The following is a 16757-nucleotide window of genomic DNA, read 5'->3' on the forward strand; positions in this document are numbered from 1 at the left end:
TCTTTTTTTCTTGTCTCTTTCTTCAACTTCCCTTGCTTCGAGGAGTGCTTCCATGAATCGCATCGTTCGCCGCCTTCATCGCCTGGCCCTGGGTCTTTGCATCGCCGGCGCCGCCTCGCTGGCCGCCGCGCAGGGCGCCGCGCCCACCTACAACGTGGGCGCCACCGCCACCGGCGTGCCCTTCACCTTCCTCGACGTGAAGACCAACAGCATCCAGGGAATGATGGTCGACACCGTCACCGCCGTGGGCAAGGCCGGAGGCTTCGGCGTGAACGTGCAGCAGACGGTGTTCTCGGCGCTGATCCCCTCGCTCACCGCGCGCAAGATCGACATCGTCTCCGCCGCCATGCTGAAGACGCCGGCGCGCCAGGAGGTGGTCGACTTCAGCGACCCGGTGTACTCCTACGGCGAGGGCCTGATCGTCAAGGCCGACGACACCCGCGCGTACGTCTCGCTCGACGAGCTCAAGGGCGAGGTGGTGGGCGCGCAGGTCGGCACGGTGTTCCTCGACATGCTCAACAAGAAGGGCATCTTCAAGGAAGTGCGCAGCTACGACTCGGTGGCCGACATGACGCGCGACCTCTCGCTCGGGCGCATCAAGGCGGGCCTCGGCGACCAGCCCATCATGGCCTACCAGATCCGCCAGAACACCTTCCCCGGCGTGAAGCTGGTTGACAGCTACAAGCCAGTGAACGTGGGCGATGTGTGCCTCGTGGTGCGCAAGGGCGACGCCGAGACCTTGGCGCGCATCAACAAGGCGATCGCCGCCATCAAGGCCGATGGCACGCTCGCCAAGATCGTCCAGAAATGGGGCATCTGAGGGCGCTCTGACTCATGGCTGCTCCCTCCTTCCTCCAGCACGCGCAGGACTTCCTGCCGATCCTCCTGCAGGGCGCGATCGTCACCGTGCAGGTGACGGTGCTCTCGTTCCTGCTGAGCAGCGTGCTCGGCCTCGGACTCGCGCTGATGAAGCTCTCGCCGGTGCGCCCGTTGTCGATGGCGGCTACTGCGGTGATCAACGTGATCCGCGGTCTGCCGATCATCGTGCAGCTCTTCTACATCTACTTCGTGCTGCCGGATTTCGGCGTGCAGCTCACGGCCTTCCAGGCCGGCGTGATCGGGCTGGGCATCGCCTACTCGGCCTACCAGGCGGAGAACTTCCGCGCCGGCATCGAGGCGGTCGACCCGGGCCAGCGGGAAGCGGCGCAGGCCATGGGCATGCGCTCGGCGCTGATCATGCGGCGGGTGATATTGCCGCAGGCCTTCCGCATCGCGCTGCCGCCCTACGGCAACACGCTGGTGATGATGCTGAAGGACTCCTCGCTGGTCTCGACCATCACCGTGGCCGAGATGACGCGCGCGGGCCAGCTCATCGCCTCGTCCACCTTCCAGAACATGACGGTCTACACGCTGGTCGCCCTGCTCTACCTGCTGATGAGCCTGCCGCTGGTGTACGGCCTGCGCCGGCTCGAGAAGCGCTTCGCCGCCGGGAGGAAGCAGCCATGATCCACGTCGAGGGACTCGAAAAGCGCTTCGGCGCGCACCGCGTGCTGCAGGGCGTGAGCCTGCATGTGGACAAGGGCGAGGTGGTGTGCCTGATCGGCCCGTCGGGCTCGGGCAAGTCGACGGTGCTTCGCTGCATCAACGCGCTGGAGTCGTACGAGGGCGGCGAGATCCGCGCCTTCGGCGAGCGCGTGGACCGCAACGCGCCGAACATCCACCGGCTGCGCAGCCGCATGGGCATGGTGTTCCAGCGCTTCAACCTGTTCCCGCACCGCACGGTGCTGGAGAACGTGATGGAAGGCCCCGTCTACGTGCTGCGCCAGAGCGCGGCGCAGGCGCGCGAGGAAGCGATGGCGCTACTGGCCAAGGTCGGGCTGGCCGAGAAGGCGCAGGCCTGGCCGGCGCAGCTCTCGGGCGGACAGCAGCAGCGCGTGGCGATCGCCCGCGCGCTCGCGATGAAGCCCGAGGCCATGCTGTTCGACGAGCCCACGTCGGCGCTCGACCCCGAGCTGGTCGGCGACGTGCTCGGCGTGATGCGCGCGCTGGCCGACGAGGGCATGACGATGATCGTGGTCACGCACGAGATGGGTTTCGCCCGCGAGGTAGCCGACCGCGTGTGCTTCCTGCACAGCGGCAGCATCGTGGAGGAAGGCCCGTCCGCGCAGGTGCTGGGCGCGCCGCGCCATGCGCGCACGCAGGACTTCCTGCGCCGCGTGCTGCATCCTTCCGGTGCCGCGGCGGCCGCGGAGGTGCGCGGATGAGCGCTGGCGCACTGCCACCCTCCCTTTGGGCCGCCACTGCGCCGCCGGCACCGCCGACGCCGCCGCTGGCCGAGTCGCGCAGGGCCGACGTGCTGATCGTCGGTGGCGGCTTCACGGGCCTCTCGGCCGCGTTGCACCTGGCCGAGGCCGGCGCACAGGTCTGCGTGCTGGAAGCGCACGAGCCCGGCTGGGGCGCCTCTGGGCGCAACGGCGGACAGGTGAACCCGACGCTGAAGCACGACCCCGACGAACTCGTGCGGATCTTCGGTGCCGAGCGTGCCGAGCCGCTGATCGACGCCGTGTCGCGCTCGGCCGACCTGGTGTTCGAATTGATCGCGCGCCACGGCATCGACTGCCAGCCGGTGCGCAACGGCTGGCTGCAGCTTTCCTATTCGGAGAAGGACGTGGCCGGCCTGCACGCGCGCGCCGCGCAATGGGCCAGGCGCGGCGCGAAGACGGAAACGCTGGACCGAGCGGCCGTCGCGGCGCGGCTGGGCACCGACACCTTCGCCGGCGGCTGGCTCGACGGCCGCGCCGGCGGCATCCAGCCGCTGGCCTACACGCGCGGGCTGGTGCGCGCCGCGCAAAGCCTGGGCGCGGCGGTGCACGGCGGCACCGAGGTCACGGCGCTGGAGCGGCGCGGCGCGCACTGGCACGCGAGCACGGCTACGGGCGCGAGTGTCACGGCCGAGCAGGTGCTCATCGCGACCAACGGCTACACCGGCGCGCTGTGGCCGGGGCTGAAGCGCACGGTGCTGGCGGCCAACAGCTTCATCGTGGCCACCGAGCCTCTGAAGGGCGCTGCGGCCGACGCCATCCTGCCGCGCGGCGAAACCGCTTCGACCTCGCAGCGCCTGCTGCTCTATTTCCGCAAGGACGCGCAGGGCCGCCTGCTGATGGGCGGGCGCGGCCATTTCGCCGATCCGGCCGGTCCGGCCGATTTCGCGCACCTGGAGCGCTCGCTGGAGCTGCTGTTCCCGCAGCTCGGGCGGCTGCGCTACGAGTACCGCTGGGCCGGCCGCATCGCCGTCACGCGCGACTTCATGCCGCACGTGCACACGCCCGCGCCGGGCATGACGATCGCGCTGGGCTACAACGGCCGGGGCATCGCGCTGGCCACGAGCATGGGCCGGCACGTGGCGGCGCGGATGCTGGACGCGGGGGCGGATTTTCCGTACCCGGTGTCGCCGATCCGGCCGATACCGCTGCATGGTCTGCAACGCTTCTATATCGCGGGCGGCGTGGCGTGGTACAGCCTGCTGGACCGGCTGGCCTGAAGCACGGGTCGCTGCAGAGTCGCCTAGGCGCGCGCGGCGCCTTGCCATGGCTGCCGCGCATGCGTCAAATGGCGGGCATCGACCACAACAGCCCCAGGAGACTCATGCCGATCGACACCCTCGCCACCTGGCACCGGCTCGTCAAGGAACGCGATGTCGCAGGGCTCGACGCCCTGCTCGACGACGCGGCGGTATTCCATTCACCGGTGGTGCACACGCCCCAGGTGGGCAAGCGCATCACGCAGAAATACCTGGCGGCGGCATTCCAGGTCTTCTTCAACGAGAGCTTCCGCTACGTGCGGGAGCTGAAATCGGAGCGCGACGCCGTGCTCGAATTCGCGCTGGAACTCGACGGCATCCAGATCAACGGCGTCGACATGATGAAGTGGAACGACGAAGGGAAGATCACCGATTTCAAGGTGATGCTGCGCCCACTGAAGGCCGTGAACCTGATCCACCAGAAGATGGGCGCCCAGCTGCAGCCCCCAAATTCCTGAGCTATCCCGCGCGCCCTGCCCCATTCGCGGGACACCGCGGAACCGGCTCCGCCGGGCCGCAGGTGTCGCCCCCGGAAGGGGGTTGGCGAAGCGACACGAAGTGCGCGCAGCCTGGGGGAGAACCTATTCCTCCACGAAGTGCGCGCAGCCTGGGGGAGAACTTTATTCCGCCACTACCTGCAGCGTGCCCTGCTGGCTGTAGGCACGCACGCACATGCGGGTCAGCTGCACCAGGAACTGGAACACGGCCGGCTCGCCCAGGCAGTCGGGCGTGATCGCCATGATGTCCTTGCGCAGTTCCATCAGCCGATTGCCCGACATCGCCATCTCGGCGGAGGCGCCGTAGTAGTTCCTCCAGAAGTCCTGCAGGAGACCTCGCTTGACCTCGTCGATCACCAGCGTGTAGCCGCGCTCCCAGACCTCCTCCTCCATCGGCAGGCAGTCGACCTGCGGATCCTCCAGGTGGCCGCCCCGGGGCACCAGGCACACGCGCCGCATGGCCACTCTCTCAACTGTTGCTTGCCGCATGTGCATGGCCGGACTCCTGGAATTCGATGGCCGCCGCCGGCGCCGTGCCGGGTTTGGCTGGGTGGACAGGGTGGCGGGTGCTTCTTTTCTTCATGGTCGTCGTCCTCAACGAAGCCACAAGGCGTGTGACAGGCTTGGAGTTCTTCATGCCGCCGCGAGCATGCGCAGGCGGCTTGCGTTCGAAAGCGCCAGGCTCTCCGGCTGGTCCCAGCTTCCGTCCGCGTTCAGCGTGGTGGTCAGTGCATAGACGCCGGGCGGGTACGCCAGCTCCAGCGGGTTGCCGATCGCGCCGACGTCGATCACGTCGCCTTCCTCGAAGTCGCCGTAGGCGATGAAGTACTTCGGATGCGGCGAGAAGGTCAGGTTCTGGCCGGTGCGCGCCTGCACCGCGTACACGGTGCTGCCGCCCATGGTCACGCCCACGGCGGCGGCCGACCTGGCCGGAATGGCCGTCGACTGGGCCAGATAGAGGCGCGACTGCTCAGGCCCCTGCGAGGGATTCACGAACCGGTAGGTGCGATTGCAGTCGAGCGTGATCTTGTTGTTGGCGCCGCTCGGCTCGTAGGTTTCGGTGGGGGTGAACTGCACGCCGGGCTGCAGCTCGCCGGTCTCGGCCCAGGCGAAGCCCACATCGACGCTCCACTGGAACTTGACGCGGGAGGTCGGCCCCGGGTTGGAGAACCTGGCGAACCAGGCCAGCGACAGGGCATTCGGCGCCAGTTGCGTCGGGTCGTTCTGGAACACCATGAAGTAGGCCGAGTGGCTTGCATGGTTGTTGACCGTGACGGAATAGATCATTCCCATGACGACTTCCCGAATGAAACAGAGTGGTGGGCGGCAGTACGGGCCACGATGGCACCGTGCTGGACCTCACTCTAGGGAGCGCAGGGGGTGATTTGAATTACAGACGATTACAGAGGTTGCGCTCCGCCACGAATTTCGAAGGGGTAGTTGCCCAGGCGCACGGTACCGCGCCGGCGCTCGACCAAGGGCGGCTCGGCCAGGTGCGCCGGCAGCGCGTTCAGGATCTGGTGCTTGGCGCGGAAGATCTGGATGTTCACGTAGGAAGGCTCCACCCCCAGCATGCGCGACAGCTCGTCGAGCCCGACCCAGCCCTGGCTCTGCGGCGCAATGCCGCGCTGCGCGTCCTTCTGGCGCAGGCGCGCCAGCGTGACCAGCGTGTAGTGGTGAATGCGCTCGCCCAGCGGCACCGACCTGCCCTGCGCCACCAGGTTCAGGCTGGTGTGCTCCTCGTTCTGGCTGACCTCGAAGTGCAGGGCCACGCCGGCCGACATCGGCACCGGCATGGGCGTCGATATGGGCGTCTCGGAGGTGAGGTCCAGGTCGTCGCACAGGACGAACTCCCAGGTGCCGGACGAGGTGCGCACCGTGGCGCCGTCGCTCAGCAGCTCGATGCCGTCGATGTGCTCCAGCATCCACTTGCCGTCCTGGAAATACACGTTCGCCTCGGGCTCGTGCTCGTCCGGCAGCAGGTTCTCGCGCAGGTTCAGCTCCACGATGCCGCCGGCTTCGTCGACGCCGGACGGAAAGAGGCAGGTGGCCGGCGGCGAGAGGTCTTCCACGGTCCAGACCGACTCGTCGCCGATGCCCATGCGGACCTCGGCGCCGGCCGGCAGCGCGGTCCAGCGGCCGCTGGGCAGGCGCTGGCCGTTCAGCGTGGTGCCGTTGCGGCTCTGGTCGGCGATTTCCCACGCCTGCCGGCTCCAGCGCACCATCGCGTGGACCTGGGACACGTCGGGCGCCTGCAGCACCGTCTGGCAGACCGAGGCGCGCCGGCCGAATGCATGTACCGGCCGCAGCACGGTGGCACGCCGGTCGAGCTTGTTCCTGAAGATGGCCATCGCCGCATTCTCCTACGCGATCTCACACGTACAGCGCCTGCGGATTCAGGTCGCCTTCGCGCAGGGAAGTGTCGCGCCATCCGAGGGCGACCGGCACGCCGTACAGGCGCGGATTGCCAAGTTCCGGCCAGATGTGGCACAGGCCCGGCACCACCACCTTCACCGTGCACAGGGGGAGATCGGGGCGGGTGTGGTCCAGGACGATGGTTTCCAGCCCGAGCGAGGCGGCGATGCCGACGCAGCGGCGGATCTCCCCGGCGATGTCGGACCGGGCGGCGGGGGCCGCCGCAACCGGCGCGGCGCCTGCGGGCAGGAGAAAGGCCGGCGCCCCCTCCTCCCCGGATTCGGCGGCCGGCACCGCGAAGCTCTTGCCAGCCGCGATCAGCTGGCTCATCTCCGTGAGCGCCCGCTCGCATGCCAGCGCCCGGCCGGGGCTGCACCCGAAGCCGACGGCCCAGGCGCCCGTGTCCAGATGACGACCGATGGCGACGACGACCGGAATGCCGAAATCGTGCGTGATGTCGAGCACCCAGCGCTCCCAGCGCGGGCCGCAGGTGCGCTCGATGCGCTGGAGGATCTCCGCAGACAGGCTGTCGAGCCCGACCGCCGGCCTGCGGTGCCGGCCGTACCACCAGATGGCGGCGGCGTCGCGCTCCACCAGTTCGAGAAAGCCCTGGAGGATGGCTTCCTCGCGCGTATTTCCCGCCGCGCAGCCGTTGGAGGTCCAGCCCACGTGGAACTGGCTCTGCGCCGGTGCATTGGCGAAGCAGAAGGCCAGCGGCAGGTAGCGGGGCTCGTCGGCGGTCAGCGACCAGGCGGGCGTCCACCATGACGCTGCTTCCTGCGGCGCGGCGGACGTGGCCACGGCGTGCGGCGGCTTGTGCGTGTGGAAGCGTTCGCGCTGCCGGTCGCTGAAGAGCGCCAGCGCATGCGGTTCGATGCAGGGCGCGTCCAGGTCGGCCGCGGGCGCGATCACCCAGGCCTCGTCGCCTTGGAAGAAGGCCGAATGCCGCTCGGCCGCCTCGCAAAGCGCGCTGGCGCGGGACTGCTCCATCGACATGCCCTTGCCCAGGCACACCTGGGTCAGCACGCCGGGCAGTTCGTCGTCGCCGGCCGGCGGCGTCCTGAAGATCTCGCTGCGGTAGACCGTCAGCGCGCCCTCGGCCTCGGCGTTCAGCGGCACGATGCGCGCGACCGCGCCGGTGAGCGGGCTGACATGGCGCATCAGCCGCTCCACGGTGACCGAGGCCGGCACGGTGCGCCAGCCGCCGTCGTGGCTCGCGGTGGGCAGGCCGGGCGCCAGCACGACGCGCTCGCGCTGCCGGCGCGCCACGAGATTCGGCGTTCCGCAATGCGGGCATTGCGGGCGGACGGCGACGAAATGAGGCTGCGGCGAATCCAGCGTCCGCACCTGGGCGCCATCCGCCTGCGCCACGATGTCGAGCGCGATCGGGAGCAGCTGGCCGAGGCGCTCGGCGACGAGCCCTTCGCCGGCACGCACCGGCGCGCCGCTTTCTTCGTTTCCGTGGCGCGATTGCCACCAGGCACGTGCCGGGCGGTTCCGGAGCCAGCGATGCGCGAGGCAGTGCCAGCACGGGCCGGAAGACCTGAAGACCGGGCCGGCCATGGCCTGCTCGCCGGTCGGCTTGACCAGCAGCCAGGGCCGGCCCGCGGCACGCTGCTGCGCGTCGATGACGGCAAGCCGGGGGTCGAGATAGTCGTCGCAGAAAACCAGGGTGAGGCCGGTGCCGGCGGGCAGCGACCGTGCCCAGTGGCCGGGCACATCGCCGCCGACGGCCTTCGACAGCGCGACCGCGTCCACATCGCCGGACAGGGCGGTGCGCACGGGCACCGCCGAATAATCGGGAACCAGCCAAGAATCGGTGTCGCCCTTCGCGACAGGCCGGACCAGCCCCTGGCGCGCCAGCGTCTCCAGCGCATGGAGCATCTGCGCGAGCTGCGCGGCGGCTTCCCCGGTGCGGCAATAGGCGGCGAGGCTGACGCCTTCGCGAAGCACCCGCTCCAGGGCCATGACGCCGGGCGAGCCCAGCACCAGCAGGTCGTTCTCGCTGGCCAGCAGCAGGCGGTCTTGAAGCACCACCGGCGGCAGGAACCTGTCGTGCCAGCGGAAGACGTCGGAGAAGAAATCGGGCGCCACGGCGCTATTCATCACCGTGGCGCCCCAGTTCGAGGCGCACCACGCCGTACGGCGATGCGCCGGTCGTGGCCCGGAATGCCGCTTCGAAGAGCCGGTGCTTTTCCGAGAACTGCCCGTAGATGTGGTCTTCCGAGAGCACCCGCATCGACGGATGCAGGCGCGCGATCTGCGCGGCGTTCTCGAAGCCCGAAACCACCGGCAGCCGCATGCCGCCCACGGCCATCGACTGGGCCGCGAGCACCGGATGCACGTGGTCGAGCACGACGACGCAGGGTGCCGTGCCTTGCGCGAAGCGATCGGCAAGGCTGCGCAGCACGGTCTCCAGCGGAGACTGCGGCAGGTAGGGGCACACGCCCTCCAGCATCACGAGCACCGGCCGGTCGCCCGGCAGGCCGGCGGTGTCGAGCCAGCGCTCGTCGAGCACGGAGCAGACAATGTCGGCGCCCTCGCCTTCGTCGGCGTGCGGTACGTGTTGCGCCCGCAGCCCGATGGCATCGGGCAGGTCGATGTTGAGCCAGCGCGAGCGCGCCACCAAGGCGCCGAGCCGGCTGCGGCGCGTGCACAGCCCCGCGCCCAGCGTGATGCACAGGGCGCCGGGATGATCCGAAAGAAAACCGGCCGCGAAGCGGTCGAAGAGCGCTGCGCGCAGCACGATGCTGCGCACGAAGGCCGGGTCGGCCGCATAGGCCGAGATGTCGAAAGGCAGCGACGCGGCAATGCGCCGTGCCTCGGGATCGGAGAACACCGACGCATCGGCCACGGCGCCGGAATTGGCGCGCGCAGCCAGCGTCAGCAGGAGCGTGGCCGTGGCGCCCTGCAGCGCGGGCGCGCTTGCGGCCGGCTCCTGCCCTGTCGCGGACTCAGCAGGTGAAGGGATAGGGGTCGCCCGTGTTGTTGTACGAGGTCAGCGCGATGGCGCGCATGTTCTCTTCCACCGGTGCCGTCGGGTAGTTCAGGCGGATGGCGTTCTTGATCGCGGTGCCGTCGGCGTTCTTCTGGTTCCATTCGCACTTCGTCGCGTCCCAGGTGAAGGCCGAGTTGGTGGTGAACAGGATCTTGAAGTTGAACGGGTTGTTGTAGCCCAGCCATTGGCTCAGCACGTTCGCCTTGTCGGTCTCGGGGTCGCGGGTCAGCTCGTACTGCAGCTCGGGCGACTGCCATGCGATGGCGATCGCGCGCAGCACCACGCCGCCGAAGGCCAGCAGCGAGCCCTCGTTGCCGCCGGGAATGCCCAGGCCGGTGGGCAGCGCGCCGCCCACGATGCCGGGAGGAATCTCGAAGGCAGCGGAAGAACCCATGAAGTTCGGGAACAGCTGGTAGTAGGCGGCCAGGGCTTCGGTGGCGTTCGAGGCCGGAGCCTGCGGCAGCACGATGACGAAGGAGTCGTCGGGGCCGACCCAGCCGGAAGTCAGCATCGGCTTCCATTCGGCGCGCTGGGCCGGATCGGGGCTCTGGAACAGCGACACGTCCAGCTGCGGCCAGGCTGTCGGCAGGCCGAAGTCGCGGTGCAGCATCGGCTGGATGTCCTGCTGGTCGAGCAGTTCGCGGCGGTAGGCGTCGTCCTGCCACGAACGGGCGATGGCGCGCAGGTAGGCCAGGCGGAACTCGAGCAGCGGATCACCGCTTTGGACTTGGAAAGTCATGATTACTTCATCCTTGGTTCAAGAGGAAATCGGCGCGTGCGTCGGCACGCGCGCGGGCAACTCCGGCCGCAGCCCGGCCAGATTCTTCAGGCGCTCGGCGATGTCCGGCGAGGCGGAATCCGCCAATGCCTGCATCGCCGCCAGGGCCTCGTATTCGGTTCTGTGCTTGGCGCCCTCGCGCGCCACCTCGGCGGCCTTCGCGAAGCACGCGGCCACCGTCTCGCGGTCGCCGCCGGCGGCCTGCAGGTAGCGGGCCTTCTGCAGGTGCAGCTCCGAGCGGTAGAGCCCTTCCTTGAGCTCGTCGGTCATGCGCAGGCATTCGTCGATGCGCTCCAGCGCCTCGTCCCAGCGGCCGTTGGCGGCCAGCGTGTCGGCGGCGAAGGCGCGGTAGTAGGTCTGGCAGTAGCGGCAGCCCATGGCCCACAGCGCCTGTATCCAGGCATCGGCCGCCGCGATGTTGTCGACGTCGCCTGTGGCCCAGCAGCGGATGATCTCGGCGTAGCCCTGGAACGCCGGCAGGCCGTAGCGCTGCGTGATGCCCAGCAGCTCGCCGGTGCTCACCAGCGCGCGCGCCTTGTCGTTGCGGCCCTGGTGGCCCAGGCTCTGGTAGAGCAGCGCCATGCTCAGCGACGGGATGTGCGACATCTCGCGTGCCCAGCGCACGGCATTGGTGGCGTCGGCGCGCGCGGCGGCGTCGTGGCCCGCGAACCAGCGCACCAGCGCGCGGCCGGTGGTCGCCCACACGCGGGTGTCGAAGCCGAAGTCGGCCGCATGGTGCGCGTGGGCCTCGGGGTTGTAGCGCTCGACGGCGTCGGTCAGCGACTGCTCGGCGCGCTCGAAGTCGCCGTCGGAGTAGTGCGCGAGGCCGAGGTAGGTCTGCGCCGCGACGAACACGCCCTGGTCCTGCTGCTGCACGGCCTGGTCGAGCAGGCGGTTGCTCAGCTGCTGCACCTCGGCGCGGTTGCTCGCCACGTGGTGGAAGGTGATCAGCGTCCAGAGATGCTGCACCTGCTTCTCGCGCGGCACCTCGTCGGACAGCAGTTCCTGCGACAGCGCGATGCGGTCGACCACCTGCGCATGCGCCCAGCCGTACTTGTTCATCATGGCCTGCGTGACGTAGCTGTTCACGTCCAGCCGCGCCTCGCGCTGCGCCTCGCCTTCCAGGTGCGCCATCCAGCCGTCGATGTGTTGCGCGTAGGAAATCGTTTCGTCGTTGAGCGAGCGGTGCTGCGTGATGCGCAGCTGGCGCACCGCCAGCGCCACCGCCTGCGCGTACTCGCCCGCATCGGCCCAGTGCTGGGCCACGTTGCCGGGTTCGTTCGCCACGTATTGCGGCTGGCTGTCCATCAGCGTCTGCGCGACGTTGCGGTGCAGCTGCCGGCGCTGCGCGACCAGCATGCTCTCGTAGGCGGTATCGCGGATCAGCGCGTGGCGGAAGATGAAGCTGCCCGGCTGGCCCGCAGGCGCGACCAGGCCCGCATCGAGCAGCACGGACATGTCCTTGTCCATCGCCTCGGCGCTCTTGCCCGAGCAGGCGCACAGCAGTTCGGCCTCGAACTGGCGCCCGATGGTGGCGGCGAGCTGCAGCAGGCCCTTGACGGCGCCGAGCCGGTCGAAGCGGCTCACCAGAGAGTCCCGCAGAGTGACCGGAATCGCCGCCGGCTGCGCCGTGTCCTTGAAGACCCAGACGTGGTCCTTCTCGACCAGGTAGGCGTCGAGCATCATGCGCGCCATTTCCTGGATGAACAGCGGCACGCCGTCGGTGCGCTGCACCACGTTGTCGATCACCTGCGGCGCGACGACGCGCGGCGCCAGCGCCTGCCGCGCCAGCTCGGCGGCCTGCACATCTTCGAGCCGGCGCACCTCGATGCACTCGGCCTGCATGGCCTCGGGCTTCACCCATTCGGGGCGAGCGGTGAGCACCAGCAGCACGCGCCGCTGCGGCAGCTGGGCGATGAGCTGCTCGACGAACTCGATGGTCGTGGGGTCGGCCCAGTGGACGTCCTCCAGAAGCAGCAGCAACGGCGAGGCCTCGGCCATGTGCAGCAGCCACTGCGCGATCGACTGCAGCAGCAGCGCCTTCTGCATCGGCGGCGACATCTGGCTCGGCGTGCGGTCGCCCAGCGGCAGCGACAGCCACGCGCAGAAGATCGGCAGCACGGCCTCGCCATCGCAGCCTGCTGCCTGCAGGGCCTCGCGCAGGCGCTCGCGGCGGGCCTCGGGCGATGCGGCGTCGGGCATGGCGTCGAGCCGCTGGCGCAGCAGCGCGAGGAACGGCGTCAGCGCGTTGTTCTGGTTCTCGGGCTGGCACTGCGCGACGACGGTCTGCAGGCCTTCCTTGGCCACCTGGTCGCGCAGCACGTCGGCCAGGCACGACTTGCCGATGCCCGGCTCGCCGCGAATCCACACCGCGCCGCCCTGCCCTTCGCGGGTCCGGGTCCATGCCGAGCGCAGCTGCTGCAGCTCGGCCTCGCGGCCGATGCACGCCTTGTGCAGCGCCTGCTCGGCGAAGCCGTCGGAGGCCAGCGCCTGCTGCTCGCCGCCGAGGCGGTAGGTCTGGATGCCGCCTGACTGGCCCGGCAGCGTGACGGTGCCGGCCTTGTCGAAGCTCGCGTGGCGGCTCAGCAGGCGGTAGCTGCTCTCGCTCGCCAGCAGCGTGCCGGTGTCGGCCACGCCTTCGAGCCGCACCGCGACGTTGACGGCATGGCCCGAGGGAATCTCGCCGGCGGCGACGATCGCCATGCCGGTGTGCATGCCCATGCGGATGCCGAGGTGCACGCCGTGCTCCTGCTCGATGGCGGCGGAGCGCTGGCGGCTCAGGGCGATGAGTTCCATGGCCGTGCGGCCGGCCTGCCGCGCGTCGGTGTCGCTGGCGTGCGGATAGCCGAAGAGCACGATCATCCGGTCGCCCAGCGTGCCCGCCAGCAGGCCGCCGCGGCGCGTGGCGGTCTCGGAGAACAGCGCGAGCTCGTTGCGTTGCAGCAGCTCCAGGTTCTCGATGTCGGAAGGCAGGGCCTCGTCGGCGCTCTCGTCGTCGGCCGCGTCGGGCCACACCGAGACGCTGCAGCACAGCACGGTGAGCTGGCGCTTCTCGGAGAAGCCGCGCGTGGTGATCACGGTCTGCGCGAGCGCCTCGTCCTGCGCCTGCTTGGCCGAACGCAGCACGCCCACGAGGTCGTCCAGCCGCAGGCGGCCGAGTTCGCCCAGCAGGGTGGCGGCGGAATCGCTGCGGTCGGCCGCCTTCTTGCGCAGCGCCTGGCGCAGCACGGAGGCGACCGGGTGGCTGGCGATCTCTGCGGGCAGCGGCACTTCCTGTGGGCTGAGCTGCTGGTGAAGGATCTCCGCCGCCGAGGCGCCGCGGATGGCGGGCGCACCGGTGAGGCACTCGATGAACATCAGGCCCCACGCGTACAGGTCGGACTTCACGCCCGGCGGTTCGCCGCGCAGCTGCTCGGGCGCGCTGTAGGCCGGCGTGCCCAGGGCCTCGTCGGTCATCGTGAGCGTGGGGAACTCGTCGCCGCGGTTCGAGGGAATGACGGTGCCGATGCCGAAGTCCAGCACCTTCGCGTGCGGAACGGCGCCGGTGAACGTGACCATCACGTTGTCGGGCTTCAGGTCGCGGTGCACGATGCCCGCGCTGTGCGCGCAGTCGAGTGCGTCGAGCACCTCGGCCATCAGGTGGCCGGTCTCGGTGGCCGTGAGCGCGCCCTTGCGCCGGATCAGGCTGGTGAGCGTTTCTCCGGGCACGTACTCGAAGACGCCGTAGACGCAGGGCCCCTGCTCGCCCTTGTCGAGCAGCTGCACGATGTGCGGATGGTGCAGCGAGGCGCACAGCTTCGTCTCGCGATGGAAGCGCGCCACGCGCTGGCTGCCCACCTGCAGCTTCACGACCTTGATCGCGACCACGGTGCCCGTGCTTCGCTGCAATGCGCGATAGACGATGCCGTAGCCGCCGGCGCCCAGCTCCTCCAGCAACTCGTAACCCGGAATCTCCAGCGGCTCGGGCAAATTCGGCTGCGACGCCGCGTGCGTGGGATTGGTGACTGCGTCCTGCATTTCAGTCTCGTCGTGATGGAGCGTGGATGGTCCTCCGGGACTTGCCTCGGACTGCGTTCCGCCCTGCGACAGCACGCAATAGTGACACTAATTGTTACTTTAGCGGAGGCCGAGAGGTTTCAGGTAGGTAACCCCTTAAAAAAAGAAAACCCGCAACATGTGCGGGTCGTTAGAACTTTTCGGTGTATATGAAGCGCCCGGCGCAGCCCGGGCTCCTTCGCAAACACCGCGGAACCGGCTTTGCCGGGCCGCAGGTGCGCAGGTGTTGCCCCCGGCAGGGGGTTGGCGCAGCGGGCACTCAGTGTCCACGCAGCCTGGGGGCGAGCTTTACTTCTTGTCGCCGCCGGGCACCTTGCCTTCCACGCCCTTGACGTAGAAGTTCACGCCCGACAGGAACTTGTCGTCGGCCACCGCGTCCTTGGCGACCACTTCCTTGCCGTCCTGGCCGAGGATCGGGCCCTTCCAGATCACGAAGCTGCCATCCTTCAGGCCCTTCTTCACCTCCTCGACCTTGGCCTTGGTTTCGGCCGGCACGTCTTCGGCGATGGAGACGAGGTCGATCGCGCCTTCCTTCACGCCCCACCAGGCCTGGCCGGTGGTCCACTTGCCGTCCAGGGCTTCCTGGGTGGCCTTGATGTAGTACGGAGCCCAGTTGATGGTGGCCGAGGCCAGGTGGGCCTTGGGACCGTAGGCGGTCATGTCGGAGTCCCAGCCGAAGGCGCGCTTGCCCTTTTCCTGCGCGGTCTTGAGCACGGCCGGCGAGTCGGTGTTCTGGAACAGCACGTCGGCGCCGCCGTTGATGAGGGCGGTGGCGGCTTCGGTTTCCTTCGGCGGGCTGAACCACTCGTTCACCCACACGACCTTGGTCGTGATCTTCGGGTTCACCGACTGGGCGCCCAGCGTGAAGCTGTTGATGTTGCGCAGCACTTCGGGAATAGGCACCGAGCCGACCACGCCCAGCGTGTTGCTCTTGGTCATGGCGCCGGCGATCAGGCCGGCCATGTACGCGCCTTCGTACGTGCGGCTGTCGTAGGTGCGCATGTTGTCGGAGGACTTGTAGCCGGTGGCGTGCTCGAACTTCACGTCCTTGCTGTCGGCCGCGACCTTCAGCATGGGCTCCATGTAGCCGAAGGTGGTGCCGAAGATCAGCTTGTTGCCCTGGCCGACCATGTCGCGGAACACGCGCTCGGCGTCGGCGCCTTCCGGCACGCTCTCGACGAAGGTGGTCTTGATCTTGTCGCCGAATTCCTTCTCGAGCGCCTTGCGGGCGTTGTCGTGCGCGAAGGTCCAGCCGCCGTCGCCAACCGGTCCGACGTATGCGAATGCGATGTTCAGCGGCGCTGCCGGGGCCGGAGCCGCCGCGGCGGGTGCCGGGGCCGGCGCGGGTGCAGCCGCAGGAGCCGCCGCTTCTTCTTTCTTGCCGCAGCCGATCAGGGCCGCCGAAGCGACCGCCGTGAGGGCGGCCAGCTTGAGCAGGGAGCGCTTGTTCAGATCATTCATTGTCGGAAATCCTCAAAAGGACAGGTTGGCGGGAAAACGAAAAACGCGATTATGAGCCGGGGTAGAACGGTTTCCCGATGGAAGCCGGCATGTTGGCGCGGATGAAAGCCGGGTTGCGCGAGATCAGCGCCAGCACCACGATCGGCGCGATGTACTGCAGCATGCTGAGGAACTGCGCCGGTACGTCCACGCCGCTGCTTTGCAGGTGGAAGCCCAGCATCGACACCCCGCCGAACAGGTAGGCACCCAGCAGCACGCGCACCGGCCGCCAGGTGGCGAAGGTGGTGAGCGCCAGCGCGATCCAGCCGCGGCCGGCCACCATGCCCTCGACCCACAGCGGCGTGTACACCGTCGAGAGATACGCGCCCGCCAATCCGCACAGCGAGCCGCCCGCGATCACCGCCATGAAGCGGATGCGCCGCACCGGGTAGCCCAGCGCATGCGCCGACTCGGGCGACTCACCCACCGAGCGCAGCACCAGCCCCGCGCGCGTGCGGTAGAGGAACCAGATCAGCCCGAAGGTCAGCACCACCGCGAAATACACCATCGGGTGATGGCGGAACAGCGCCGGCCCGACCAGCGGGATGTCGCCCAGCACCGGAATGGCGTACGAGGCGCTTTCCGGCAGCTTGGCCTGCACGAAGCTGATGCCAGCGAAGGCCGAGAAGCCCACGCCGAACAGGCTCAGCGCGAGGCCGGTCGCGTACTGGTTGGTGTTGAGCCAGATCACAAGCACACCGAAGAAGGCCGCGAGCAAGGCGCCCGCCGCCATGCCGGCCAGGAAGCCGAGCCAGGGGTTGTGCGTGGTGACGACCGTCGCGAAGCCCGCGATGGCGGCGCAGAGCATCATGCCCTCGGCGCCGAGGTTGACGATGCCGGCCTTCTCGTTGATGAGCAGGCCCAGTGCAGCGATGGCGAGCACGGTGCCCGCGCTCAGGGTGGAGCCCAAAAGGAGTGCGTAGCTTTCCATGG

Annotated in this window: 14 protein-coding genes; 5 read left to right on the forward strand and 9 right to left on the reverse strand. The window is 69.0% G+C overall.

The features are described from left to right. Nucleotides 1-52: 52 nt before the first annotated feature. The 5 genes from ABL843_RS22475 (at nt 53) to ABL843_RS22495 (ending at nt 4038) form a co-directional block, all read left to right on the forward strand. Nucleotides 53-820 carry an ABC transporter substrate-binding protein gene (locus tag ABL843_RS22475; protein ID WP_184641536.1) on the forward strand — a complete coding sequence of 256 codons (768 nt, stop codon included), beginning with the start codon at nt 53-55 and terminating at the stop codon, nt 818-820. 14 nt (nt 821-834) lie between these two features. Then, a complete protein-coding gene (gene ehuD / locus ABL843_RS22480) occupies nt 835-1506 on the forward strand; it encodes an ectoine/hydroxyectoine ABC transporter permease subunit EhuD (protein WP_126024330.1) in 672 nt (223 codons plus the stop codon). After that, complete coding sequence (locus tag ABL843_RS22485) at nt 1503-2264, forward strand: amino acid ABC transporter ATP-binding protein (RefSeq protein ID WP_126024329.1); 762 nt, start codon at nt 1503-1505, stop codon at nt 2262-2264. Before ehuD ends, ABL843_RS22485 begins: the two co-directional genes overlap by 4 nt. After that, complete coding sequence (locus ABL843_RS22490) at nt 2261-3541, forward strand: NAD(P)/FAD-dependent oxidoreductase (protein WP_418117381.1); 1281 nt, start codon at nt 2261-2263, stop codon at nt 3539-3541. The genes ABL843_RS22485 and ABL843_RS22490 overlap by 4 nt, the downstream gene beginning before the upstream one ends. Nucleotides 3542-3645: 104 nt before the next feature. Further along, a complete protein-coding gene (locus ABL843_RS22495; protein ID WP_418117382.1) occupies nt 3646-4038 on the forward strand; it encodes a nuclear transport factor 2 family protein in 393 nt (130 codons plus the stop codon). A gap of 162 nt (nt 4039-4200) precedes the next feature. Here the strand turns inward: ABL843_RS22495 and ABL843_RS22500 are convergent, their stop codons facing one another. The 9 genes from ABL843_RS22500 to ABL843_RS22540 all read right to left on the reverse strand — a co-directional run bounded on the left by ABL843_RS22500 (nt 4201) and on the right by ABL843_RS22540 (nt 16755). Continuing rightward, nucleotides 4201-4536, reverse strand: a complete 336-nt coding sequence (locus ABL843_RS22500; RefSeq protein ID WP_126024326.1) for a hypothetical protein — start codon at nt 4534-4536, stop codon at nt 4201-4203. Nucleotides 4537-4710: 174 nt separating this feature from the next. Continuing rightward, nucleotides 4711-5370 carry a hypothetical protein gene (locus tag ABL843_RS22505; protein WP_240650771.1) on the reverse strand — a complete coding sequence of 220 codons (660 nt, stop codon included), beginning with the start codon at nt 5368-5370 and terminating at the stop codon, nt 4711-4713. A gap of 107 nt (nt 5371-5477) precedes the next feature. Next, nucleotides 5478-6428, reverse strand: a complete 951-nt coding sequence (locus ABL843_RS22510) for an FHA domain-containing protein (protein WP_126024325.1) — start codon at nt 6426-6428, stop codon at nt 5478-5480. Between the two features lie 22 nt (nt 6429-6450). Next, the gene (locus tag ABL843_RS22515; RefSeq protein WP_418117383.1) at nt 6451-8598 is read right to left on the reverse strand and encodes a TOMM precursor leader peptide-binding protein; all 2148 of its coding nucleotides are present in this window, start codon (nt 8596-8598) and stop codon (nt 6451-6453) included. After that, entirely contained in the window at nt 8591-9346 is a 756-nt protein-coding gene (locus ABL843_RS22520; RefSeq protein WP_418117384.1) for a class I SAM-dependent methyltransferase, read from the reverse strand. The genes ABL843_RS22515 and ABL843_RS22520 overlap by 8 nt, the downstream gene beginning before the upstream one ends. 100 nt (nt 9347-9446) lie before the next feature. Continuing rightward, a complete protein-coding gene (locus ABL843_RS22525; RefSeq protein WP_126024322.1) occupies nt 9447-10229 on the reverse strand; it encodes a BMA_0021/BMA_0022 family TOMM bacteriocin in 783 nt (260 codons plus the stop codon). An 18-nt stretch (nt 10230-10247) separates the two neighbouring features. Beyond that, entirely contained in the window at nt 10248-14285 is a 4038-nt protein-coding gene (locus ABL843_RS22530) for a TOMM system kinase/cyclase fusion protein (protein WP_418117385.1), read from the reverse strand. A gap of 327 nt (nt 14286-14612) precedes the next feature. Next, nucleotides 14613-15785 (reverse strand): BMP family ABC transporter substrate-binding protein, encoded by a 1173-nt coding sequence (locus ABL843_RS22535; RefSeq protein ID WP_418117386.1) that lies wholly within the window; start codon nt 15783-15785, stop codon nt 14613-14615. A gap of 49 nt (nt 15786-15834) precedes the next feature. After that, a complete protein-coding gene (locus ABL843_RS22540; protein ID WP_126024319.1) occupies nt 15835-16755 on the reverse strand; it encodes an ABC transporter permease in 921 nt (306 codons plus the stop codon). Nucleotides 16756-16757 lie beyond the last annotated feature (2 nt).

The organism is Variovorax sp. 350MFTsu5.1 (assembly GCF_048302515.1).
GTDB classification, from domain to species: Bacteria; Pseudomonadota; Gammaproteobacteria; order Burkholderiales; family Burkholderiaceae_C; genus Variovorax; species Variovorax guangxiensis.